This is a genomic window from Massilia frigida, from assembly GCF_011682175.1.
Classification (GTDB): domain Bacteria; phylum Pseudomonadota; class Gammaproteobacteria; order Burkholderiales; family Burkholderiaceae_D; genus Telluria_A; species Telluria_A frigida.
The window spans coordinates 169,677-192,167 of the sequence record NZ_WHJG01000004.1 but is presented as its reverse complement, the minus strand read 5'-3'; the positions used below and the strand labels follow the sequence as shown (position 1 = coordinate 192,167).

At 66.7% G+C, this 22,491-nt stretch carries 17 protein-coding genes; 6 read left to right on the top strand and 11 right to left on the bottom strand.

Features of this window, described 5'->3' with window-relative positions; genetic code table 11:
* The first annotated feature begins 26 nt into the window (after nucleotides 1-26).
* Together F2P44_RS06160 and F2P44_RS06155 are read left to right on the top strand one after the other, a co-directional pair.
* A complete protein-coding gene (locus tag F2P44_RS06160) occupies nucleotides 27-2,117 on the top strand; it encodes a tetratricopeptide repeat-containing diguanylate cyclase (RefSeq protein ID WP_167085834.1) in 2,091 nt (696 codons plus the stop codon).
* A 1-nt stretch (nucleotide 2,118) separates the two neighbouring features.
* Nucleotides 2,119-2,922 carry a hypothetical protein gene (locus F2P44_RS06155; protein WP_167085833.1) on the top strand — a complete coding sequence of 268 codons (804 nt, stop codon included), beginning with the start codon at nucleotides 2,119-2,121 and terminating at the stop codon, nucleotides 2,920-2,922.
* A gap of 6 nt (nucleotides 2,923-2,928) precedes the next feature.
* On the opposite strand, the gene F2P44_RS06150 is transcribed toward F2P44_RS06155, so the two are convergent.
* Nucleotides 2,929-3,261, bottom strand: a complete 333-nt coding sequence (locus F2P44_RS06150; RefSeq protein ID WP_229423411.1) for a hypothetical protein — start codon at nucleotides 3,259-3,261, stop codon at nucleotides 2,929-2,931.
* A 119-nt stretch (nucleotides 3,262-3,380) separates the two neighbouring features.
* Here F2P44_RS06150 and F2P44_RS06145 point away from each other — a divergent pair, with 119 nt between their 5' ends.
* Nucleotides 3,381-5,624, top strand: coding sequence for a molybdopterin-dependent oxidoreductase (locus tag F2P44_RS06145; RefSeq protein ID WP_167085832.1), 2,244 nt, complete (start codon nucleotides 3,381-3,383; stop codon nucleotides 5,622-5,624).
* Nucleotides 5,625-5,636: 12 nt separating this feature from the next.
* Here F2P44_RS06145 and F2P44_RS06140 read toward each other — a convergent pair whose 3' ends face one another.
* The 7 genes from F2P44_RS06140 to F2P44_RS06110 form a co-directional block, all read right to left on the bottom strand.
* Entirely contained in the window at nucleotides 5,637-6,014 is a 378-nt protein-coding gene (locus F2P44_RS06140; protein ID WP_167085831.1) for a hypothetical protein, read from the bottom strand.
* Between the two features lie 129 nt (nucleotides 6,015-6,143).
* A complete protein-coding gene (locus F2P44_RS06135; protein ID WP_167085830.1) occupies nucleotides 6,144-7,016 on the bottom strand; it encodes a hypothetical protein in 873 nt (290 codons plus the stop codon).
* Between the two features lie 4 nt (nucleotides 7,017-7,020).
* Nucleotides 7,021-10,638 carry a tubulin-like doman-containing protein gene (locus F2P44_RS06130; protein ID WP_167085829.1) on the bottom strand — a complete coding sequence of 1,206 codons (3,618 nt, stop codon included), beginning with the start codon at nucleotides 10,636-10,638 and terminating at the stop codon, nucleotides 7,021-7,023.
* Nucleotides 10,639-10,662: 24 nt separating this feature from the next.
* Entirely contained in the window at nucleotides 10,663-11,115 is a 453-nt protein-coding gene (locus tag F2P44_RS06125; RefSeq protein WP_167085828.1) for a hypothetical protein, read from the bottom strand.
* A 28-nt stretch (nucleotides 11,116-11,143) separates the two neighbouring features.
* Nucleotides 11,144-12,634 (bottom strand): hypothetical protein, encoded by a 1,491-nt coding sequence (locus F2P44_RS06120; RefSeq protein ID WP_167085827.1) that lies wholly within the window; start codon nucleotides 12,632-12,634, stop codon nucleotides 11,144-11,146.
* On the bottom strand, nucleotides 12,631-14,115 hold the full coding sequence (locus tag F2P44_RS06115; RefSeq protein ID WP_167085826.1) for a hypothetical protein: 1,485 nt from the start codon (nucleotides 14,113-14,115) through the stop codon (nucleotides 12,631-12,633). The genes F2P44_RS06120 and F2P44_RS06115 overlap by 4 nt, the downstream gene beginning before the upstream one ends.
* A gap of 208 nt (nucleotides 14,116-14,323) precedes the next feature.
* On the bottom strand, nucleotides 14,324-14,785 hold the full coding sequence (locus tag F2P44_RS06110; protein WP_167085825.1) for a cache domain-containing protein: 462 nt from the start codon (nucleotides 14,783-14,785) through the stop codon (nucleotides 14,324-14,326).
* Between the two features lie 198 nt (nucleotides 14,786-14,983).
* On the opposite strand from F2P44_RS06110, the gene F2P44_RS06105 reads away from it, so the two are divergent.
* Nucleotides 14,984-16,048: a M29 family metallopeptidase gene (locus F2P44_RS06105; protein WP_167085824.1), complete on the top strand. Its 1,065-nt coding sequence runs from the start codon at nucleotides 14,984-14,986 to the stop codon at nucleotides 16,046-16,048.
* Here the strand turns inward: F2P44_RS06105 and F2P44_RS06100 are convergent, their stop codons facing one another.
* Nucleotides 16,049-16,978 carry a LysR family transcriptional regulator gene (locus F2P44_RS06100; RefSeq protein ID WP_229423410.1) on the bottom strand — a complete coding sequence of 310 codons (930 nt, stop codon included), beginning with the start codon at nucleotides 16,976-16,978 and terminating at the stop codon, nucleotides 16,049-16,051.
* Between the two features lie 109 nt (nucleotides 16,979-17,087).
* On the opposite strand from F2P44_RS06100, the gene F2P44_RS06095 reads away from it, so the two are divergent.
* Nucleotides 17,088-17,927, top strand: a complete 840-nt coding sequence (locus tag F2P44_RS06095) for a phytanoyl-CoA dioxygenase family protein (RefSeq protein ID WP_167085823.1) — start codon at nucleotides 17,088-17,090, stop codon at nucleotides 17,925-17,927.
* Nucleotides 17,928-17,930: 3 nt separating this feature from the next.
* Nucleotides 17,931-18,749, top strand: coding sequence for a sugar phosphate isomerase/epimerase family protein (locus F2P44_RS06090; RefSeq protein ID WP_167085822.1), 819 nt, complete (start codon nucleotides 17,931-17,933; stop codon nucleotides 18,747-18,749).
* Between the two features lie 2 nt (nucleotides 18,750-18,751).
* Here F2P44_RS06090 and F2P44_RS06085 read toward each other — a convergent pair whose 3' ends face one another.
* Nucleotides 18,752-21,064: a sensor histidine kinase gene (locus tag F2P44_RS06085; RefSeq protein ID WP_167085821.1), complete on the bottom strand. Its 2,313-nt coding sequence runs from the start codon at nucleotides 21,062-21,064 to the stop codon at nucleotides 18,752-18,754.
* A gap of 304 nt (nucleotides 21,065-21,368) precedes the next feature.
* Complete coding sequence (locus tag F2P44_RS06080) at nucleotides 21,369-22,478, bottom strand: HD-GYP domain-containing protein (RefSeq protein WP_229423409.1); 1,110 nt, start codon at nucleotides 22,476-22,478, stop codon at nucleotides 21,369-21,371.
* Nucleotides 22,479-22,491 lie beyond the last annotated feature (13 nt).

Genomic DNA, 22,491 nt, shown 5'->3' with positions numbered 1-22,491 from the left:
CAGCGCTTTTCACATTAAGGAACGTGATGTTGGCAGGTTTATCAGACACCTCGCATGGCCGCAAGGTCCGCGTGCTGCTGGCATCGCTATGCCTGGGGTCGGGTCTGGCGCATGCCCAGCACCCGGTGCTCGATGCGCGCCTGGTCGAGATCCGCGAGATGAACCGCTACGTGCCGCCCAAGGCGCTCGCCGCGCTGCGCCAGATCGAGAGCGAGGCGCGCGCGGCCCCGATGCGCACCAAGGCCGACTTCCTGGTCCAGCTATGCCTGGCCCTGCGCGGCATGAACAAGGTGCCTGAATCGCTGGCTGCGGCCGAAGAACTGATCGCGTTCGGGCGCGACAAGAAAGACAATGTGGTCAGCGCCAAAGGCTTGCTGACCAAGGCGTACGTCGTCTCGCGCATGGACCAGCTGGCCCTGTCGCACCAGCTGGCGTGGGAAGGCGAAAAGATCGCCAACACCACCGACGACCTGGCGCTGCGCGTGCAGGCGGCCATCACCTCGGGCCAGGCCTACTCCGAAGACGGCAATTTTCCGGCGGCGATGGCCAAGATGCAGACCGCGCTGACCCTGGCGCGCCAGTACGGCCAGCCGATTCCGAAAGTCCAGGCGCTCAACGCGCTGGCCTTCCTGTACGGTCAACTGAATGAACACGACAAGGGCTTCGAGGCCCTCGAAGAAGCGACCGCGCTGGCCGAGCAGACCAATTCGCCGGGCCGCCTGGCGACCCTGAAGGATACCGAATACGGCCTGGCGGTCGAAACCAACCAGCCGCAGCGCGGCCTGCGCGCCCTGCTCGCCGGGCTGGCGTACGAGCGCCAGATCGGCGCCGAGGCGATGATCGCCGGGACCCTGGTGAACCTGTCGGACAGTTACCTCAAGCAGCGCGATTACGCGCGCACCCTGACCTACGCAAACCAGGCCTTGCAGGCGGCGCGCAGCCTGAACGACGAGAGCACCGCAGCGACCGCGCACCTGAACCTGGGCCAGGCCTACCTCGGCCTGGGCAGCCTGGCCGAGGGAAAGCGCCATTTCGAGCTGGGCCTGGCGTGGTACGAAAAAGTCGGCGACAAGCCGGAACTGCAGGAAGTGCTGATGGAATACGGCGCCGCGCTCGAACGCGCCGGCGACATGGCGGGCGCGGTCAGGGCCTACCACCGCGAGCGGGCGCTGTCGAACGAACTGTTTGAAAAACGGCGCCAGAAAGCCACGCTGGAGCTGCAGGAAAAATACGACACCGAAAAGAAGCAGCGCCAGATCGAACTCTTAAGCCGCGAGAACCAGCTCAAGTCGACCGAAATCGACAACCGCCGCCTGCAGCAGCGCGTGTGGTGGCTGCTGGCGGTGGTGTTTGCACTGGCCGCGCTGGTGGTCGGCATCCTGTACCGCAAGGTGCGCCATGCGAATGCCCAGCTCAAGGTGAAGAACCTGGAACTGAAGCAGCAAAGTTCGCGCGACCCGCTGACCGGCTTGTACAACCGGCGCCACTTCCAGGAATTCATGCGCACCCACCTGCAGGTGGAAAAACGCGGCGCCGGCACCTCGGGCGAAGAAATCGTGGGCGCCCTGTTCCTGCTCGACGTCGACCACTTCAAGCACGTCAACGATGGCCACGGCCACGCCGCCGGCGACGCCGTGCTCAAGATGATCGCCGAAAGCCTGCGCGAGATCCTGCGCGAAACCGACATGATCGTGCGCTGGGGCGGCGAAGAATTCCTCGCCTTCCTGCCGGCCATCCCGCGCAGCGGCGTCGAGGAAATCGCGCGCCGCCTGCTGACCGGCATCTCGAACCAGAGCATCGACTACCAGGACAAGAAGCTGTCGGTGAACGTCTCGATCGGCTTCGCGCCCTTCCCGCTGGTGCCGGGCACGAATCCGCTGCCGTGGGAGCGCGCGGTCAACCTGGTCGACATGGCGCTGTACCTGGCCAAGGCGCACGGGCGCAACCGCGCCTACGGCGTGCGCGGCTTCGCCAACTTCGAGCAGACCACGATGGAAGACATCGAGCAAGACCTGGAACGCGCCTGGGGCGCCGGCTACGTCGACATGTCGATCGTGCTGGGCACCTGGCCGGAAAGCAAGAACCCGCCCGCGCCGCCCAAGCTGACCATCGTCTGACATGCCCCACACCCATCCCTGTTTTTCCCGGCTGGGCCTGTGCCAGGACGCCGACACGCGCGCGGTGCGGCGCGCCTACGCGCGCGAACTCAAACAGATCGACCAGGAAGGCGACGCCGCCGGCTTCCAGTACCTTCGCGAAGCCTACGAAATGGCGCTGGCGTGGGCGGCGCAGGCGGCCGAGCGGCTCATGCCGGTGTCCGCCGCCAGCGGCAAGCAGCCCTTGCAGCCCGACCTGGACCGCAGCGACCCGCAGCACCTGTGCGACCTGGCCATCGCACAGTATGGCGCGGCGCTGCCGCGCCTGACGCAGGCGCACGTGGCCGGCGACGACGCCTCCTGGCGGCGCGAGCTGGAACGCATCCTCGACGGCGAGGCCATGGTCAATGTCTGCGCGCGCACCCTGTTCGAGGAAGTCATGACACACCTGCTGGCTGCGGGCTGGAAGCCGGGCCACGAAACGCTGCTGCCGGTGGCGGCCAGCCTGTTCGACTGGGCCGGCGACAGAAGCCGGCTGCTGCGCTTCGGCGCGGCCGGCGTGCTGGTCGACCGCGCCGTGGCCGAACTGGCGCTGTTCAACGCCCAGCGCCATCCGGCACTGGCGCGGCGGCGCCGGGTGCTGGCACGCTTGCGCGAGCCGGCGCGGCCCGGCATCGATCAGGTGATGCAGGACATGCCGTGGCTGGACCGGATGCTGGAGCGCTTTCCGAACATGGTGGCGCTGGTGGTGAGCCCGGAGGCGGTCGACGACTGGCGCGCCATGGCCGTGCGGGCGCCGCTGGAGCCGGCGCGCGGCCACGGCTGACCGCTGTTATTTGCGCGCCGCTTCCTGGATCTTTTCGCCCGCTTCTTCCACCTTCTTGCCGACATTCTCGGTCGCCTGATTCAGGCCCTTGCTGGCGTCCTGGGTCGCCTCGTTGATCTTGTCGCCGGTCGCCTTGGCCGCATCGGTGATCTTCTTGCCCGCCTCTTCGGCCTTGTCGACGTTGGCCTTGAGATTGTCGCCGACGGTGTCGCCGGCCTTGTCGAGTTTGGCGCCGGCCTTCTGCGCCGGTCCCATGCCCTGCTCGTCCTTGTGGCAGCCAGCCAGCGCGGCCAGCGCCACGGCCATCGTTGCGCAGCCGATGAGCGATGTGATTTTCATGATTTCCCCTACGGTTGTTGTTGCTCAATAGCATACACCCGTGCCCGACATTCCGGTTGACAGTTGGGCACTAAGTGCACACAATCGCACGACCGTTCGATTTTTTGGAAAGCGCTCCCATGACCTTGTCCAGCACCCTGCCTACCACCCCACCCGCCACCAGCGCGCACCGCATTTGTCCGTTCTGCGAAGCCTGCTGCGGACTTGAACTGGACCTCGAAGAGAACAAGGTGGTGCGCATCCGCGGCGACGCCAATGACGTGTTCTCGCACGGCTTCCTGTGTCCCAAGGCGATCGGCCTGAAAGACCTGCACGACGATCCGGACCGCCTGCGCACGCCGCTCATCAAGCGCAATGGCGTGTTCGAGCCGGCCACCTGGGACGAAGCCTACGCCGAAATCGACAAGCGCCTGCCGCCCGTCATCGCCGCCGGCGGCGCCAATGCCGTGGCCACGGTACTGGGCAACCCGGTCTCCCACAAAATGAGCCTGATGCTGTACTTCGCGCGCCTGGCAAAAGCCCTCGGCACGCGCAATATGTATTCGGCGTCGAGCGTCGACCAGGTTCCCAAGATGCTGTCGGTCGGGCTGATGTTCGGCAGCTGGCTGTCGGTGCCGGTGCCCGACATCGAACGCTGCGACTTCCTGCTGATATTGGGTGCGAATCCGATGGTCTCGAACGGCAGCCTGTGGACCGTGCCGGACTTTCGCGGCAAGGCCAAGGCCTTGCGCGCGCGCGGCGGCCAGCTGGTGGTGGTCGATCCGCGCCGCACCGAAACGGCCGACGTGGCCGACGCCCATCACTTCATCCGGCCCGGCGCCGACGTCTTCTTCCTGCTCGGGATCGCGCACGCGCTGTTCGACGAAAACCTGGTGCGCCTCGGGCGCCTGTCCGGCCATACGGTGGGCCTGGAACAGGTCGAAGCGGCGGTGCGCGGCTACGCGCCCGAACTGGTGGCAGCGCGCTGCGGCATCGATGCGGCCACCATGCGCCAGCTCGCGCGCAGCTTGGCCAACACGCCGCGCGCGGCCATCTACGGGCGCATCGGCACCTGCACCCAGCAGTTCGGCACCCTGTGTTCGTGGCTGATCGACGTCATCAACGTGCTGACCGGGCACCTCGATGAAGAAGGCGGCGCCATGTTCCCGAAAGCGGCCGCCTTCGCCGCCAATACGCGCGGCGCGCCGGGCATCGGGCGCGGTGTGGTCAGCGGGCGTTTTCGTTCGCGCGTCTCGGGCGCGGCCGAAGTGTCGGGCGAGCTGCCGGTGACCTGCCTGGCCGAGGAAATCGACACCCCCGGCCCCGGCCAGATCCGCGCCCTGATCGCCATCGCCGCCAATCCGGTACTGTCGGCGCCGAACGGGGCGCGCCTGTCCAAGGCGCTCGACCAGCTCGACTTCATGGTCAGCCTCGATATCTACCTCAACGAAACCTCGCGCCACGCCGACGTTATTTTGCCGGGCGTCTCGCCGCTGGAAGACGCGCACTACGACGTCAGTTTCACCCAGTTCTCGCACCGTAACCATGCGCGTTTCAGCGCGCCCGTGCTGGCGCGCGCGGGCGGGCAGCCGGACGAGTGGCAAAGCCTGATGCGCATCGCCGCCATCGCCAAGGGACTGGGCGCGACGGCCGATATCGACGCGCTCGACGACGAGCTGCTGCAGGAGGAAGTGGCGCGCGCCGCCGGACCGGCCGCCCCCGCGCTGCTGGCGGCCCTGGGCAGCCAGCGCGGCGCCGAACGCATGCTCGACCTGGCGCTGCGCAGCGGCCCTTACGGCGACCAGTTCGGAAAGAACCCGGACGGGCTGACCCTGGCGCGGCTGAAGGCGGCCCCCTCGGGCATCGATCTGGGGCCGATGGGCAGCCGCATTCCGGAAGCGCTGCGCACGCCGTCGGGCAAGATCGAACTGGCGCCGCAGGCGCTGCTCGACGACCTGGCGCGCGCCGCGGCCGACCTGCAAGCGCCGGCGCCGGACCTGGTCATCGTGGGCCGGCGCCAGCTACGCTCGAACAATAGCTGGATGCACAACCTGCCGGTGCTGGCCAAGGGCGCCTACCGCTGCACGGCGCTGGTCCATCCGATTGATGCGGCGCGGCGCGGCCTGGTCGACGGCGCCATGGCGCAGATCCGCAATGGCGGGCGCATGATCGAAGTGCAGGTGGAGATCTCGGCGCAGATGATGCCGGGCGTGGTCAGCCTGCCGCATGGCTGGGGCCACAACCTGGAAGGCACGCGGATGCGGGTGGCGGCCGAGCGGCCGGGCGTGAACCTGAACGCCCTGCTGGATGAAAACCTGCGCGATCCCCTGTCGGGCAACGCGGTGCTGTCGGGGATTGCGATTGAGATGCGGGCGCTGGCCTGACCCGGCCCGGGGTCAGGGCAGTTCTACCGCGTATTGAACCGGAGCCTGTTCGACGAAGCGCGCGGCCTGGCTATCGCGTTTGTCGCGTGCGATCCGGGCCGGCCCATCGGCGCTGCTGCGCCGGCCCTGGCTGCGCGTGAGCGTCATCCAGCGTTCCAGGCCGGCCGCCACTTCGTCGTTCTGGCGCGCGGCATCGATGCTCCAGTGGCCGGCGCGGAACTGGGCATAGCACTTTTCCCACGCGCGCACCTGGTCGTCCACCCGGCGCGCGGCCTGGCTCGACACCGATTTATCGGGAAACTCGGGCGCCACGCAGTCGAAGCTGGCAGCTTGCGCCGAGGCTGCACCGCAGGCCAGTGCCAGCGACGGGAGAATTCTGCTGAGAGCCATCGACGTCTCCAATGAGAGGAAAGTGTCGATCCTAGACCAACCAGCAACATTTCAGCAAGCACTTTGACAATCTTTACAAAAAAGATACATGTCAGACGAGTAGCGCTGGACTTTATGACACGATTGTACTTACGTGCAGCGTCCGTTGCTCCAGTAACGTCCCGACGCCACGCAGCTCTCCATTTCCCTGAGCAGGCGGTTGGCGTATTTCTTGAAAGCGGCGCACTCGCGGCTGCCGCCCTCCACCATGGCGATGCAGGTTTCCAGCTTGGCGGCGGCGGCCCGGTAATCGCCCTGCGCGATCTGGCGCTCGGCTTCCGCGATCAGGTTGCGCGCCGACGGGTCCAGCGGGCGTTCCACGGGCCGTGGCGCGGGCCTGGACGACACCGCCGGCGGCTCGTTCCTTGGGGTAGCCTTGGGCTTGACCACGCGCGGGTGCTTGCGTTCGCAGGCGTCGGCCGCCGCGTTGATCGACGACTGCAAGCGGCGCAGTTGCGCCGCGCTGACCTTGTCGGCCCTGAGCGCGACCACCTCGTCCTGCGCTTCCTTGATCTTGCATTTTTCAGCCAGCTCGGTGGCCTCGGCGATGCGCGCCTCGACCCGTTTCGGTTCCGGCTTGGCCGTGAACCAGATCACGGCCAGCAGCGCCAGCGCCATCAGCCAGTAGCGCAGGCGGATTGGCTTGCGCAGCCCGGTAGCGGCGGCCGGCGCGGGCCGCGCCGTGGTCTTGCGCGCCGGCGCGGCCGCTGCCGGCTTCGGTGGCGCTGGCGGCGCCACAGGCACTACCTGCACGAACGAGGGGGCGTCGAGCGGCGACACGGCCGGCGCCGGCGCAGCCGCAGGCGCCGCAGAAGCGGGGGCAAACGCGGGGGCGGACGCGGGCCTGCGCGCCCCGTCGTGCTGGGGAGCGCCGCAGTACGGACAAAAATCGACCCGGCGCGGCATCGGCCGCGCGCAGGCGGCATCGATGCAGCGGTAGATCACTTGGTCTTGCAGGTTCATGGCGTCAGTCTGGATCGGGTATGTCGTTATCGGGGTCGGGAATGGCATCGTCGAACAGGGCAGCCAGCTCCGGCAGGTCGCCCGCGAACTTCCACTTGTCGGCCTTGGGGTTCCACTGCATGTTCCACACACGCGTCTCGGACCCCACTTCGGCACGGGCGATGCGCAGCGCGATTTCATCGATCGAATATGGTCCCTGCTGCGCGCCGTCGATGAACAGTTTATAGCGTCCACCGCCCGCGTGCGGCGGTGGCGGTGGAGGCGCGAGCGCGCGCCCGGCCAGCGCCTGCGCCGCCTCGAACTCGCTGGCCAGGTAAGCGGCGCGGATGGCGCGCTTGTCGACCGCCTTCTCGACTTCCCAGGTGTAGGCATCGCTGGCCGAATTGGGTACCGTGTCGCTCCACTGGGCCAGCGAGGCGCTGGCGGCATCGATGTCGCGCAGGGACAGCGCCGGGTTCATGGCCGTGGCGCGCTTGAACCATTGTTCGTACAGGCGGCGCGCGGTGATGTTCGGCAGCGACGGCGACGGCAGCTGGGCGCCGGTTTCGTCGACGTCGAGCTTCGGTTCGTACACGCGCTGCTGGAAGTGGCGCATCAGGGCGGCCAGCATGGTCAGCTGGGCCGGTCCCACGCCGGCCAGGCGCTGCTGCACGGCGGCGATCACCTGTTCGCGGTAGAACGGCGGCAAGCCGTTGGAGCGGATCGCAAACTCGTTGCCGATCTGGAGCCACTCGCCGGACCCCGGCTCGACCTCGAACAGGTACTGCCCGCGCGGCTGGAACGACGCTTCGCGGTCGGCCAGGTCGCCCTTGCGGCGGATGACGCCGAGCGCGTTGGCCTGCAAGAACCACTCGTAATCGTCGGCCAGGCGGTTCAGTTCATCCATCGATGGCGAAATCGGATGCCGGAAGCGCGTCGCGTCGAAATGCAGGTGGGTCGGAATCTTGGGATTCTCGATCTGGTACGAGGTGCGCCAGGTCGGCAGGCCGCGCAGCACCGTCATCGGGAACCCGGACAGCTCGATATAGCACACGGCCTTGCCGTTAATGCCGGTGTTGACCACCGAGACCAGGTCGCCATGGAAGGAACCGGCCGGCACGGCGGCGCGGATTTCGGTTTCCATCTTGCGCCAGGCATTGACGTCGCCCACGCCGATAAAGCACTTGAACTGGTCGGCCTTGGGCGTGAACTCGGCGGAAAAGCGCGCATTCATCCACGGCATGGCGCTTTTAAGCCACTCGTTGAAGATGCGCTGGCGCTCCTGGGGCGACATGGCGTTAAGGCGTTCGAGCAGCGGATCGACGGGTTCGGCGTCGCCCGCCTCCTGCACGGTGAGCTGGGTCTGGGCCCGGCGGAACAGCTTGAGCAGCAGGCTGGCGCGCAGTTTTTCATCGCCCAGTTGCGGGAACAGGCGCGCGGAGCCGCCGAATTCGAGCAGCACTTCCTCGCTCCAGGCATGGATGTCGCCGCTCAAGGCCACCGGATCGGGCAAGACATCGCTGGCCAGCTTGATGCAGGTGGCGTGTTCGTGGCGCGCGTCGGCACGCAGCTGGTCGATGCGCTGGTCGACCGCGCCCAGCATGGCCTGCACGCAGCGGCGGCCCTCCTGGAATTCGCCGGCGATGCCGCTCCATACGGGCTGCCCCTGTTCGTCGGTGCTTTGCGGGTCGCCCAGCCAGGCCGACATGGCGCGCATCACTTCGATCGACTGGCCGGCCGCCACTGCCAGCATGTGAAAGCGCAGGTAGTCGGCAATGTCGCGCTTGAGGTGAGCCATCACTTCGCGCGACTGGACATCCTTGCCGAACAGGCGGCTGGCCGCCTGCGACAGGTTGCCCAGCGACTCCTCGACCTGGCGCGTGCGCAGTGCATCGCGGATGTCGCGATAGCGCTTGCCATTGCGTTCGGCGTTGCCCAGGTCGCGCTGCAGCAGGCGCGCCTTGATCTGTTCCAGCAGCGAGAGCACGAATTCCAGGCCGCCCTGCTTGCGGTCGTCCAGCAGCGCGTACAACTGGGTGCGCGCCCGGCCCTTGAGGCGCGTGGTCAGTTCGACCGTGTGGCGCTTGATGCGGTCTTCGCTCGTTTCGGCGGTGGCGCCGGCTTCGCGGATGGCGTCGCGCTCCAGGTGCGGCAATAGCTCTGCCACTTTTTCGCGCCACACGCCCAGGTCGTAGGAACCCATGATGCGGTCGATTTCCAGCTGCACCTTGCTTTCGACCCGCTCCAGCAGCGAGCGCTGGTCCTTGTCCATCAGCAGCTGGTCGGTCAGCGCGTATTCCTGGAACGGCGTCAGGTCCACCGTGCCCTTTTTGAAGTCGGGGAATTCGTCGAACGGATGCTCGCTCATCGCCATCTGCTCGCGCATGAAGATGTCGCGTTCCTGGTCGCCCGCGCGGCGCGCGGCCACGCCGTCAGTCCCCATCAGGCCAAAGAAGGCCTTGACCATCAGCGCGGCCAGTTCGTAGGCGCGGATATCGTCGCGCAGGCTTTGCTGGGTGTCGAGCACCGCCTGGCCGAAAGCCGAATACACCTTCGAGTACGACAGGCGCATGTCGCCGAAGCGCTGTTCCGGCACGCGTGGATTGAAGGGCCCGAGCTTGTGCTGCTGCTGGTTGACCGCGATCGAGCGCTTGCGGTTGGCAAAATCGGCCGAGGCGAAGTCCTCGAACAGGGTGTCGGCCACCATCTGGTAGATATCCTTGACGTCGCCGGTCGCCTTGTTGGCCAGGTTGGCGGTGTCGACGAAATACACATCGTCGAACGGTGCGCCCTTGCCCACCAGGCTGTCCGGCTCGGCCCAGCGTACTTGCGCGTTCATGTCGCGCATGGTGGTTTCCAGCTCCATCAGGGTCGCGTAGGCATTGGCCTCGGTGCGCTCCTTGTTGGCCTTGGCGAAACCGGACGGCATGAACATCACCAGGTCGACCTGGTTGTCGGACACTTCCTGGCGCGCGATGGCCTTGGAAATCCAGCCAAGGTCGATGGCGCTGCCGGCGCCCGTGCCACCGGCGCAGGAGGCGATGACGACGATGCGGAACTTGGACGTATCGACTTGCAGGCCGAGACGCTGGTAGGTTTCCTTGCGCTCGTTACCGGCATTGCTGCTCAAGAAATTCAGCGCGCCTTTGATCCGCCCGCGCAGCTTGGGATATTTGTCGAACAGGTACAGTCGCGCCAGCGCGCGGATCTGGCCCGCGCCCTTGGACGGGTCGATCCCGAGCGAGCGCAGTTTCTTGGGGCGCAGCGGCATCCAGTTTTCGATCAGCGGGAAACGCGCCAGGCTGTCGTCCGATTCGTGGTACTGGGGCAGGTCGAGCGGCTCGACCAGGCGCTCGTCGTCGGCCAGCTTGACCAGTTCGTACAATGGGTCGGTGCGCTGCGATTTGCCCTCGTCGATGATGGCGTTGTTATCGAGGTCGAAGTGCAGGAAGCGCGCGACCGGAAACTGCGCGATCGATTCGACCCGGGTCGGATTGTGGCGGTTCCATACTTCCGACAGGATGCGGCGGCGAATCCGCAGCATCACTTCCATGCCGGTGCCGCCGGCGCCGATGAACAGCGTGGGCCGCAGGTCGACCTTCAGTTCCGCCTTGGCGCCGCCGGTGTTGGGAAATTCTGCCATGTCAAATCTCTTTCAGTGGTTGATTCAGCGCCGTCCGACGAACAGGGCGGCGATGATGGCGATCAGGCCAATCAGCACCAGCGTCGCGGTCACGGCCATGGTCAGGAATTTGCCCGGGTTGATGACCGCCAGTACCCCCGCCGCGCTCACCAGCGACAGGCCGACGAACATCAGCCAGCCGGCGCTGCCGGCCGACGACGGCGCCACGCGCTTGACCACCAGGTGGTGCACGTAGGCGTTACGCACGAAGAAAAAACCGATCAGCAGCACCAGGAACACGGCACCGCCGATGGCCAGGTCGCGCGTGGAGGTATCGGTCACCGGCATGCCCTCGACCGGGACAATGTCGATCGGCAGCGGCGAGGTGCCGCCGTTCGCGCCGCCCTTGAACGGTCCGACGGCGGGCGCACTGGCCGCACTGGGCAGCCGGAAGCCGGGATCGGCGGGTGCGCTTGCGGGGTCCTTGGGATTTTGCATGAAGATGGTCCTAATATGAATAGATGGATCAGCGGCCCAGCCGGACCTGGGCGCCTTCGCGCAGGTCGATCAGCTGGTGGCCGAACAGCGTGGTTTTCAGTTGCGCCACCTTGTTGCCCGCCTTGTCGTAGATCGGCTGGGTGCTACCGGCGCGCGCGTGCAGGGTACGCAATTCATCCTCCACCGTCACGTACGCCTTGCGCGGGCGCGCCATGGCCAGCACGGCGGCGCCGGCCGCGCCCAGCAGCGCCAGCGCGGCGCCGATCAGCGCCACCAGCGGCCCGACGCCGTAATGCACCCGTACTTCGATCGGCAGCACGGCGGTGGAGCCGTCGATCTGCGCCGGCGGCGTGAAGATGTCGGGCAGCGGGTCGCCCGGGAACAGGGTGGCCATGCGCTGGCGGAAGGCTTGCGACAGTTCCAGGCGCTGGCCGCTCAGTTGCAGCTCGATCCGTCCCGGCAGCACGTAGGCCGAACCGGCCGAGGTCACGGCCTGCATCGACCACTTGCCCGGCAGCTGGCCCACCGGCAGCCGCATGGTCGAGGCCAGCGGCGCGCTTTTGCCCGGTGCGAGCTTGCTGACCTGGGTGCCGGCCAGTTCGATCGGGTGGTTCTCCCCGCCCAGCAGCGAGCGCGCACCGAGGGTGGCGCTGGCGATGGTGTACGGGTACATGGTATTTTCCAGATTCCACTCGATCTTCGCGCTGGGGCTGCGCGCTTCGGCATCCACGTCCGCATGCAGCACGCCATTGGGTGCCATCGAAAACGATACGCCCGGCGCGTCGCTGACCTTGCGCGGCACCAGGCGCACGGTGTCGCGGTCGAGCGGCTTGAGGCGCGCGGCCGGTTCCGTGATGACCTGTTGCAGGCGCCCGGACGCCAGCAGCGCATCGAGCTCGCGCGCGCCCTCGCCGCCTACCGCGAACACGTACACCATCAAGCCATTGGCGCGATACTGCGCGCCCTGCACCGGCATTTGCAGCGGAAAGGCGAGCGCCTTGCTGATCGCGCCGCCGCGGTGGATCAACTGGTAAAAATCGCGGTTGCGCAGCGCCGTCGCCTGGTCGTTGTTCGGGCTGTTGCGGTTGTTCGTGAACAGCCACACCAGACCCGCTTTGCCACCCAGCGCCGTGCCGATGGCGGAACTGACGGCTTCATTGAGATCGGTATCGGCCAGCGCCGTGCTGCCCGGCTTGTGCGCCACCGCGAGCGCGGACAGCGCCGTGACCACCTGGCGCCGCGTGGGCACAGGGTCGACTGTGAGCGACAGCAGCGCCTTCGGCGACGGTGCGCCGGGCAAGGACTGGTTGAACGCGGCCAGCACCATCGGGTCGCCCGGGCGGGTGGCGGCCATGACGATTTCGGCCACCAGCGGCTTGAAGGGCGAGGCCGGATCGGTATAGAACGGCTCCATCCAGCCAGAGTTCTGGACCAGGAATACGTGCGAGCCGGCCAGCGCGGGCGCGCCGGCGCACAGCAGCGCGGCGCTGGCGGCGAGGCGCGGCAGCGACCGGCTCACGGCAGTGCGTCCAGATGCCAGCCGCGCACCTGGTTCCAGTCCGGATGGTGCAGCCACAGGCAGTTGTCGTACACGAAGGGTACGCATTCGAGCGGGCGCGCCAGGCGCGCGATATCGTCGAGGATCACGTTGCGCTTGCCGATCCATTCGACCGTGGTGCGCGGGAGGATGCGCCCGGCCAGCGCATCTTCGGCCATGCCGGTGTACTGGTGGAAGCGCAGCACCAGCCCACTCGGCTGGCTGCGGTTGTTATTGAAGCCGCGCAGCAGCGGCAGCACCATGGCGTCGTCGTCGTGCGGATCTTCGACGTGTTCCTGTCCCCACGGCTCGCCCACCACCGCATGGCCGCGCCGGAACAGCAGGCTGGCAAAGCCCAGGCGCGCGCCGGACAGCGCTTCGAGCTGGCCGTCGGCCCTGCCCAGTTCGAGGAAGGAGTAAGCCTGGCCGTCATGGCCGATCAGCCACAGGCGGCCATCGCGGCTTTGCGTGGGGCCGCCGAACTGCAGGCGCGGCGACCATCCGGCCGGCCAGGCGATCCATTGCGGCGGGGCGTCCGGCTGCCACACCATCTGGCCCTGGGCGTGCAGCCAGAACAGCTTGCCGTCGTAGCCGAGCGGACGCTCCCAGTGGCCGGCCGGGGCATCGCATTCGTAGACGACTTCATTGCTCATGTCGCTGTGCGCGCTCCACAGGCGCACGCCCTGGTCGCCGTTGACCAGGCAAGCCAGGTGGCGGCGCATGGCGCCGGGCGCGCTGGCAAGGCGGCCATCGAACACCGATTCGGTGCGCCAGGTTTCGCTGACCGGATCGATGAACAGGCGGCGCAGGCCGCGGTCGGTCGGCACCAGCCCCACTTCGCCGCGCAGCGGGTCAGGCTCCGGCAGCCAGGCGTAGGACGAGGCCGGGGCGCTGAAAGTCAGGTCGGCCGTATTGTCTTCGGCCGCCATGACATGCCAGGCCGCGCCGAGCGGGTCCCAATATTGCAGCACGTTGCGGGCATGGGCCAGCGCGATCAGGCGCTGCGCCGAAAAGCCGAAGGTGCCGGCCGCGAACACGCAATGCGCATTCGGCGGGGCCGGCATGCTGCGGTCAGGGCGGCCCGGGGCCGGCGCGGCGGGACGGTCTTCGAGACTGTCGCCCAGCGCCAGCGCGGTCACGCTCAAGCCATGCGGTACATGGCGCGGCAGCAGGCGGTCGGACCACGGCCCCCACCAGTCGGGCGGGGTCCTGGTGCGCCCGGCCAGCTTGTCGAGCGGTGCGCCGCAGGTGGGGCAAAACGCGAAACCTTCGGGATAGATGGGCGAGCAGTCGCACGATAGTGGCAGCGAGGCGCCGAGCAGATGGGCGATGTCGGGAAGCCGGCCGCGCGACTGGGCTTCGCGCTCGACGCGGCCCAATCCTTCGCTCGACGCCAGTTCAAACTGCGCCGTGTGTTCATCTTCCAGCCAGACGCTGCCGGGCGTTTCCCATCGGTGTACCATGTCGCTTGCCGCCATATATATGTATAAGAAGTCGCGGCCCGTCAAAGCGGGCCGTTGTTGCTCTTCAAATCATAGCGCAAACGGGTTGGCTACGCGGTTTATTTACCGGGTACCGTTTCGCGGTATTTCAGGGGGCGGGACCGGATGCCTGGAGAGAAACCGTCATTGGCGGCAAGGACGGTTTTCAGGGGCGCAGCGCAATGTTCATCTATTTGTAGGTGCCGACGCCGATCAGCACCTCGCCATTGCGCTCGATGTAGGTGTTTTTCTCTTCCATGGCCTTGGTGATCGAATTGGGCCACTTGTAGCCGAACCAGCCCGTGCCGGAAGTCTTGGCGATCTTGATGAATTCGCGGATCGGATAGACTTCGCCGGCCTTCAGGTCGATCAGGTTCTTGCCGACCATCTTGGCATTCTGGCCGTGCGCGAGCGCGGTGCCGTCGAAGGTGAACATGAAGACGTACAGATCGCCCTTGATGAATTCGCCCTTGGGGTCGTTGAAGGCGGCAACCGCCTTGTCGCGGCCGTTCTCGTTCAGGTAGGCGCTGGCCTTCTTGACCATGGCCACCGCTTCCTCGGCGGTACCGCGCTTGGCATCCTGCGCGCTGGCGGCGCCGGCGAGGGTGAAGGCAAAGACCGCGAACATCAATTGCTTGAACAATGATTTCATCTGTATCTCCTTGGGTTTGTCAGATCGAGGGGTCCGGCCTTGAACCGTGTAGTTTTACTGACGTTAACATATGCCCTTGGGTTATCGGAATAAATAACACAAAGCATTATTTCTTCGACAAGGAAGTGTGGCTACCAAGCAAAACCATGCCGCCGCGCCACGTATAATGGCGGTCATCCAAGACCTTCGCAGCGCACCATGACCTCCCCTGACCTGACCGCCGCCCCCTGGGGCGAGATTCCCGCGCACGCCGTCGACGCGGCCGCCGCCCACCTGCACGAGGTGCTCGCCACCGTGTTCGAGCACGGGCCGGCCCAGCGCGCGCTGGTGGTGGTCGACCGCCGCTGCGACCTGGCGCGCGCGCTCACCGAAGGCTATCGACGCAACCTGCCCGATGCCGTCTTCATCGACTTCGATACGGTCGCCGCCGACGCGGTGCTGGCCGCCTTCAAGGGCATGGCGGCGCACGACCTGGTGGTGCTGATCCAGTCCACCAACTTCCGCCTCGAAGCCTTCCGCATCCGGGTCGAGCTGTTCAAGCTGGGCCTGAAAGTGATCGAGCACGTGCACCTGTCGCGCATGCCGGGCGCGCAGGGCGAGCACTACATCGAATCACTGGCCTACGACAGCGCCTATTACCGCGGCGTGGGCAAGGCGCTCAAGCGCCGCATCGATGCCGCCTCCGGCGGCGTGGTGCACAGCGGCGGCGAGACGCTGGTATTCGCCTCGCCGTTCGAGCCGGCCAAGCTGAACGTGGGCGACTACAGCGGCATGAACAACGTCGGCGGCCAGTTCCCGATCGGCGAAGTATTCACCGAAGCGCAAGACCTCGAAGCGGTCAACGGGCGCGTACGCGTGCACGTCTTCGGCGACACCTCCTACATGGTCAACCGCCCCGAGACCCCGATCACGCTGGTGATCGAACGTGGCCGCGTGGTCGATACGGTCGACGCCACGCCGGAATTCGCGCGCCTGCTGGAGATCATCCGGGCGGACGAAGGCGAAGTATGGGTGCGCGAACTCGGTTTCGGCATGAACCGCGCCTTTACCCGCGAGCGCCGCGTCAACGACATCGGCACCTATGAACGCATGTGCGGCATCCACCTGTCGCTGGGGGCCAAGCACGGCGTCTATCCCAAGCCGGGTTTCAAGCGCAAGGATGCGCGCTACCACGTCGACATCTTCGCGGTGACGGAAGCCGTGTATCTGGACGAGGAATTGGTCTACAAGGATGGCGCCTGGCAGGTCGGCGCCGAGGCCTGATCAAGCCAGGATGCCGGCGCGGGCCAGCGCCAGGTCCCACGGCGCCACGCGGTACTCCTCCACCAGGAAATCGACCAGCGCCCTGACCTTGGGCGAGAGCTGGCGGCTGGCCGGGTACAGGGCCGACAGGTCGTTCAGTGGCAGCTCCCAGTCCGGCAGCACCGGCAGCAGCGTCCCATCGATCAGCTTTTGCCATGCCAGGAAAGTGGTGTTGTAGACGATGCCCAGTCCGCGCTCGGCCGCCTGCTGCAGCACCAGCCCGTTATTCGCGGTGAAACCGGCGTTCACGCGCACCGTGCGGCGCTCGCTCCCGCGCGTGAAGTGCCAGCTGGTGCCATCGGTCAGGTGGCTGAAATGCAGGCACTGGTGATCGAGCAGTTGTTCCGGTGTTTGCGGCATGCCCCAGCGGGCCAGGTAATCGGGGCTGGCGCACAGCACCCCGCGGCACGGCGCCAGGCGGCGCATGGCCAGCCCGCTGCTGTCCGGGATGCCGCCCACGCGGATGGTCAGGTCGAAGCCATGGCGGATCGGGTCGAGCAGCGCATCGTCGACGAACAGCGATGGCGTGAGCAGCGGGTGGCGCAGGTTGAAACGCGCCAGCGCATCGGCCAGCCACGCGCTGCCGAAACCGGACGGCGCCTGGATCCGCAACGCCCCGGCCAGCTCGGCGCCGGCCGGGCTGATGGCGCGCGCCGCTTCGCGCGCCTGCTCCAGCGTCGCCAGGCACGGCGCCAGATAGGCGTGGCCGGCGTCGGTCAGGCTCACTTCGCGGGTGGAACGGTGCAGCAGGCGCGCATCGAGCTTGCTTTCTAACTGCATGATATGTTTGCTGACCATGGCGCGCGTCAGCCCCAGGCGGCGCCCGGCGGCCGAAAAGCTGCGCAGGCGCGCCACCTCGACGAAAATCTCCATTGCGCGCAATTGATCCATGCGGCCGATTGTCAACCCGATGGCGACAATCTGTCAACCGATACGGCGATTGCGGGGCTGCGCCGCCAACCCTACAATGGCAGCTTCCCTCATGCCAGGAGCCACCCCCATGCTCAGCACCGAACAACGCGACCAGTTCCAGCGCGACGGCTACCTCGTCGTCCCCGGCTTCAAGACAATGGACGAGATCGCCCGGCTGCGCCGGCGCGCCGGCGAGATTGTCAACGAATTCGATCCAGGCCAGGGCCGCTCGATCTTCACCACGCGCGACCAGACCACCGCCACCGACGCGTATTTCCTGCGCTCGGACAACACCATCCGCTGCTTTTTTGAAGAAGAAGCGTTCGGCGCGGACGGCCAGCTGCGCCAGGAAAAAGCCCTGTCGATCAACAAGATCGGCCACGCGCTGCACGACCTCGATCCGGTGTTCGGCGCCTTCTCGCGCGATGCGAACCTCGCCGCCGTCGCGCGCGACCTGGGCCTGGGCGACCCCAAGGTGTGGCAATCGATGTACATCTTCAAGCAGCCCGGCATCGGCGGCGAAGTACGCTGGCACCAGGACGCGACCTTTTTCGAGACCACGCCGATCAGCGTGACCACCTTCTGGTTCGCGCTGGAAGACGCCACCATCGACAACGGCTGCCTGTGGGTCGAACCGGGCGGCCACCGCGGCCCGCTGCGCGAGCGCTTCGTGCGCCACGGCGACGCCATTAAAATGGAAACGCTCGACACCATGCCATGGCCGGACGACAGCACCGCCGTGCCGCTCGAAGCGACAGCCGGCAGCCTGGTATGTTTTCACGGCCTGCTGCCGCACTACAGCGCGCCGAACCGATCGTCCGTATCGCGCCATGCCTACACCCTGCATGCGACCGATGGCGCGACTGTCTACTCGCCGCAGAACTGGATCCAGCGCGACGCCAGCTTTCCGGTGCGAGGCTTCGACTAGTTCATGGATATCCGCATTTTCGCCCCGCACTGGGGCAGCAACGAGCTGGCACCGGAAGTCTTCATCGAGCGCGTCAAGGCGGCCGGTTTCGACGGCATTGAAATGTCGCTCCCGCTCGACGCCGCCCAGCGCGACGACTGGCGCACGCGCATCGCCGATGCCGGCCTGCTGCTCATCGCGCAGCAGTGGGAAACCGTGTTCCATGCCGAATTTGACGCGCACCGCGACGCGCTGGCGACCTACCTGGCCAACGCCTGCGCCGCGCGGCCGCTGTTCGTCAACACGCACACCGGCAAGGATTTTTACACGCACGAACAAAACCGCGAGCTGATCGCGCTGACCGCACGCATCGCGCGCGAGCACGGCGTGCCGATCGTGCACGAGATCCACCGCAGCCGCTTTTCCGGCCATCCGATGCTGCTGCGGCCGTACCTGCGCGAGCTGCCCGGGCTTGAACTGACGGCCGACCTGTCGCACTGGTGCTGCGCCTGCGAATCGCTGCTGGACGACCAGCCGGCCACGCTGGCGGCGACGCTGCCGCACGTGCGCCATATCCACGCGCGTGTGGGCCATGCGCAAGGGCCGCAGGTGAGCGACTTCCGCGCACCGCAGTTCGCGGCCGAGCTGGCGCGCCATCTGGAGTGGTGGGACCGCATCGTCGCCCTGCGCCGCGCGGCCGGCGCCGCATTAATGACGATCACGCCCGAATTCGGGCCGGCGCCCTACACCCAGAGCATGCCGTTCAGCGGCGAGCCGCTCTCGGATGCGTGGGACCTGAACGTGGCGATGCTGCGGCTGCTGCGGGAACGCTACGCCGCCTGACCCTACATCAGCAGCATGTTGACGTCGGCCGCCTCGCTCTCGCGGTTGGGCGCCTTGCGCGGAATGCGGATCGTCACGCTGGTGCCATGTTCGGGCGACGATTCGAGCTCGATGCTCCCGCCCAGCATGCCGGTGACGATGTTGTACACGATGTTCATCCCCAGGCCCGAGCCGCCCTGCCCCATCTTGGTCGTGAAAAACGGATCGAACACCTGGTGCAGGATCTTGGGCGGCATGCCCACCCCGTCGTCGCTGAAAATGAGCAGCAGCTGGTCGTTTTCGATCTCGCGCGCGGTGATCGTAATGAGCGCGCTTGGGCGCCCCTCGAACGCGTGCAGCAGCGCATTGTTGATCAGGTTCGACAGCACCTGCCCCACGCTGCCCGGATAGGAATCGAGCAGCAGCGCGGCCGGACCATCCATGCGCGTTTCGCAGTTGGCCCGGCGCAGCTGCGCCGCGTACGTCGCCAGCGTATCGCGCACCAGGTCGCACAGGTCGAAACGGCGGCGCTGGTCGCTGGTCTGGTCCACCGCCACCTGCTTGAACGAGGTAATCAGGTCGCCCGCGCGGCGCAGCGAACTGGCCATGATGTCGCACGCCAGGCGCGTATCGGCCATGTGCGCTTCGAGCGCCGAGCGCTTGATGCCGCCGCCCGCATACTTGCGCTCGAAGTCGGCCACCATGTCGGCCAGCGCGGTGGCGGTCAGCAGGCTGTTGCCGATCGGGGTATTGAGTTCGTGCGCGATGCCCGCCACCAGCGACCCGAGCGAGGCCATTTTCTCCGAGGTGATCAGATTCGTCTGCGCCTGCTTGAGCGTGACCAGCACCGTCGACAGGTCGCGGTGTGCGCTCTCCACGTTGGCCTTTTGCTGTTCGAGTTCGGCCAGGCTGTGTTCCAGGCCATCCTTGGCGTCGACCAGGGCCGCCTCGGTATGTTTGCGGTCGCTGATATTCTGGATCACCCACACCCCGCCCTTGGGCAGGTCCGACGCATCGAGCGCCTTGCCGTTGATCAGGCACCAGATCGTGGTGCCATCCTTGCGCAGCAGTTTCAGTTCACCCTGCCAGCGCTGGGTTTGCGGATCGACCGCGAACGGATCGGCCGCGCCGGCCGCCGCGGGGCGCGACAGTACCTGCGTCGCTTTCCCCGCCAGCTCGCCCGGCGCGTAGCCCATCATCTCCTCCATGCCGCGGTTGCAGCGCATGATCACGCCGTGCGAAAACAGCGCGATGCCGACGCTGGCGCTGTCCTGGAAGGCGCGCTGCTCGTCGAGCGTCACGCGCAGCTGCTGCGCCAGCAGGCGGCTGCGGCGCGAGGCGATCATCAGCGCCGCGATCAGGGTGCTGATCACCAGGCCGCCGGCGGCGATGACCAGCACCGGCCGCACATCGCGGCTGTAACGGCTGCCGCTCAGCGCCTGGAAGCGGATCACCCACTGGCGCTGCGCCACGTTCAGGCGCGCCTCGGTCTGGAAGCCGGGCAGCGGCGGCGCGCCGGCAGCGCTGGTATCGAACATCACGTTCGATGCGGCATAGGGTGCGTTGGCGCCGTCCGACACATTGCCGGCATCGTGGATGCGAAACGCCATCTGGCTCATGAGCGACGGGTCGATCACCTCATGCATCAGGTTCTTCACGCGGAACACGATCGCCACCAGGCCCACCAGCGCGGCGCGCCGTTCCGCCACGGTGCTCAAGGGCATGTTCTGGCGGTACACCGGCGCGCGCGCCACGAAGCCAGGCTGGCCGGTGTGGTCCTGGACCAGGATGATGCGCTCGGTGGCGACGATCTCGCCGCTGTCGCGGCCCGTCTGGACCGCCGCCAGGTGCGGCGGCAGGGCCGCCAGATCGAGGCCGAAGGCATTTTCGTTGCCCTTGAGCGGCTCGGTGTATTCGATGATGAAGTGTTCGGCGCGCGCCACCTTCGGATGCACGGTGAAAGTGGGATAGCCGACGGGGGAAAGGCGCGTATCGCTGCGCACGGCCTCGGTGAACCGGGCCAGGTCGGCGGCCGGCACATAACGGACGAACTGGATCGCCTGGAAGCCTGGATAGCGCGTGGTCAGGTTCAGTTCGCGCACGAAGCGGGCGAACTGCTCGCGGTCGACCTGATCGTTAACGGCAAAGGCGCCCTTGATACTGAGCAGCATGTCGAAATAGGTTTGCAGGCGCACATTGGTGTCGCTGGCGACCTTGTCGGCATCGCGCTGGAAGATGGCCGAGATGCGCGCCTGCTGCGCATCGAGCACGGCAACGCAGGTCCACATGGTCAGACAAATACCGACTACAAAGGCCAGGCATCCTTGAGTCCGCATCGGTTCGCTCCACGTTGTACCGAAGGCCGGGCACGCCCGGGTATGCGAATTGACTATAGCATATTGTTATGCGGAAATCGCACAAATGGCGCAGCCCAACAACACTTCAGCCCGCCGAAATCTCCTACAGCCTCCCTCCAAAGTCCCCTACAACCGGGGTGAGAGCTTTAAATTGAAACATTCCATAAAAGCATCAAATCTCGGCCAAAAACAGTTGCCAAATCAGGCATGTAGCGCACTTCCGCCATGCCTGCCCCACGACGCTGGGTAAGGCCGCAGTTCCTGCGGCGCTAAATGTTTCAAATTAGAGCTCTGAGCCCGGTTTGGGGGGAGGAAATTCGGCGGCGATGGCTTTGAAGCGCTCTTCGATGGCGAGCATGGCGTCAACCACGTCGGGGTCGAAGTGCTCGCCCCGGCCCTGGCGGATCAGCTCGACCGCCGTTTCGTGCGTGAACGCGGGCCGGTAGACACGCGCGGTGATCAGGGCGTCGTACACGTCGGCCACCGCCATCAGCCGCGCCGACAGCGGAATCGCGTCACCCGCCAAGCCTTCGGGATAGCCCGATCCATCCCACTTTTCCTGGTGCGAGTAGGCGATCTCGCGCGCGTAGCGCAGAAAGCCATTGCTGCGCCCCAGCGTGCGCTCGACCCCGGCAATCGCATCGCGCCCGTACACGGTGTGCAGTTTCATCAGCTCGAATTCGCTGTCGCTCAATTTGCCCGGCTTGAGCAGCACCGCATCCGGCACGCTCACCTTGCCGATATCGTGCAGCGGCGCCGCCTTGTGCAGCAGCGCGATATCCTCGTTGGTCAGTTCGGCCGTGTAGGCCGACACGAAACGCAGCTCGCGCGCCAGCGCCGTCACGTAATGCTGGGTGCGCAGCAAATGCTGCCCGATCCCCGGATCGTGCGACTCGGCCAGCACGGCCATCGCCAGCACCGTGGCGTCCTGCATCAGGCCCGCATCGCGCACGCGCTCGGCCACCAGGTGCTCGAAGTGGCGGTGCTGGTCCTTGAGCATGGCATCGGCCGCGCGCAAGCGCAACTGGGTGCCGATACGCGCCTGCAGCGCCCCGGCCACCAACGGCAATTGCACGACGTCGGCCACGCCTTCGCGCCACGCGCGCTGTTCCAGCCCCACGCCGCCGGCGGAAATGAGCATGATCACGGGGATGTCGGCACTGAGCACCTGGCACTTCAAGCCGTGGAACACGCGCACGCTGTCGGCGTCCGCCAGCGCGCCGCCAAGCACGATCAGGTCCGGCCGCGGCGCCTGCTGCGCAATGCGCAACGCGTCCTCGCCGCTGCGCGCCAGGCGCACGTGGTAGCGTTCCTGCAGCAGCTCTTCCATCAGTACAAGGTTGTCGGATACGCCATCGACAATCAGGATGCTCGCCTTGAAGTTCATTTCCATTCCGCCACGCCTC

What these genes read in the sequence shown, in the direction of transcription:
- F2P44_RS06160 (WP_167085834.1), top strand. Translation starts at nt 27, where the DNA reads ATGTTGGCAGGTTTATCAGACACCTCGCATGGCCGCAAGGTCCGCGTG.
- F2P44_RS06155 (WP_167085833.1), top strand. Translation starts at nt 2,119, where the DNA reads ATGCCCCACACCCATCCCTGTTTTTCCCGGCTGGGCCTGTGCCAGGAC.
- F2P44_RS06150 (WP_229423411.1), bottom strand. Translation starts at nt 3,261, where the DNA reads ATGAAAATCACATCGCTCATCGGCTGCGCAACGATGGCCGTGGCGCTG.
- F2P44_RS06145 (WP_167085832.1), top strand. Translation starts at nt 3,381, where the DNA reads ATGACCTTGTCCAGCACCCTGCCTACCACCCCACCCGCCACCAGCGCG.
- F2P44_RS06140 (WP_167085831.1), bottom strand. Translation starts at nt 6,014, where the DNA reads ATGGCTCTCAGCAGAATTCTCCCGTCGCTGGCACTGGCCTGCGGTGCA.
- F2P44_RS06135 (WP_167085830.1), bottom strand. Translation starts at nt 7,016, where the DNA reads ATGAACCTGCAAGACCAAGTGATCTACCGCTGCATCGATGCCGCCTGC.
- F2P44_RS06130 (WP_167085829.1), bottom strand. Translation starts at nt 10,638, where the DNA reads ATGGCAGAATTTCCCAACACCGGCGGCGCCAAGGCGGAACTGAAGGTC.
- F2P44_RS06125 (WP_167085828.1), bottom strand. Translation starts at nt 11,115, where the DNA reads ATGCAAAATCCCAAGGACCCCGCAAGCGCACCCGCCGATCCCGGCTTC.
- F2P44_RS06115 (WP_167085826.1), bottom strand. Translation starts at nt 14,115, where the DNA reads ATGGTACACCGATGGGAAACGCCCGGCAGCGTCTGGCTGGAAGATGAA.
- F2P44_RS06110 (WP_167085825.1), bottom strand. Translation starts at nt 14,785, where the DNA reads ATGAAATCATTGTTCAAGCAATTGATGTTCGCGGTCTTTGCCTTCACC.
- F2P44_RS06105 (WP_167085824.1), top strand. Translation starts at nt 14,984, where the DNA reads ATGACCTCCCCTGACCTGACCGCCGCCCCCTGGGGCGAGATTCCCGCG.
- F2P44_RS06100 (WP_229423410.1), bottom strand. Translation starts at nt 16,978, where the DNA reads ATGGATCAATTGCGCGCAATGGAGATTTTCGTCGAGGTGGCGCGCCTG.
- F2P44_RS06095 (WP_167085823.1), top strand. Translation starts at nt 17,088, where the DNA reads ATGCTCAGCACCGAACAACGCGACCAGTTCCAGCGCGACGGCTACCTC.
- F2P44_RS06090 (WP_167085822.1), top strand. Translation starts at nt 17,931, where the DNA reads ATGGATATCCGCATTTTCGCCCCGCACTGGGGCAGCAACGAGCTGGCA.
- F2P44_RS06085 (WP_167085821.1), bottom strand. Translation starts at nt 21,064, where the DNA reads ATGCGGACTCAAGGATGCCTGGCCTTTGTAGTCGGTATTTGTCTGACC.
- F2P44_RS06080 (WP_229423409.1), bottom strand. Translation starts at nt 22,478, where the DNA reads ATGGAAATGAACTTCAAGGCGAGCATCCTGATTGTCGATGGCGTATCC.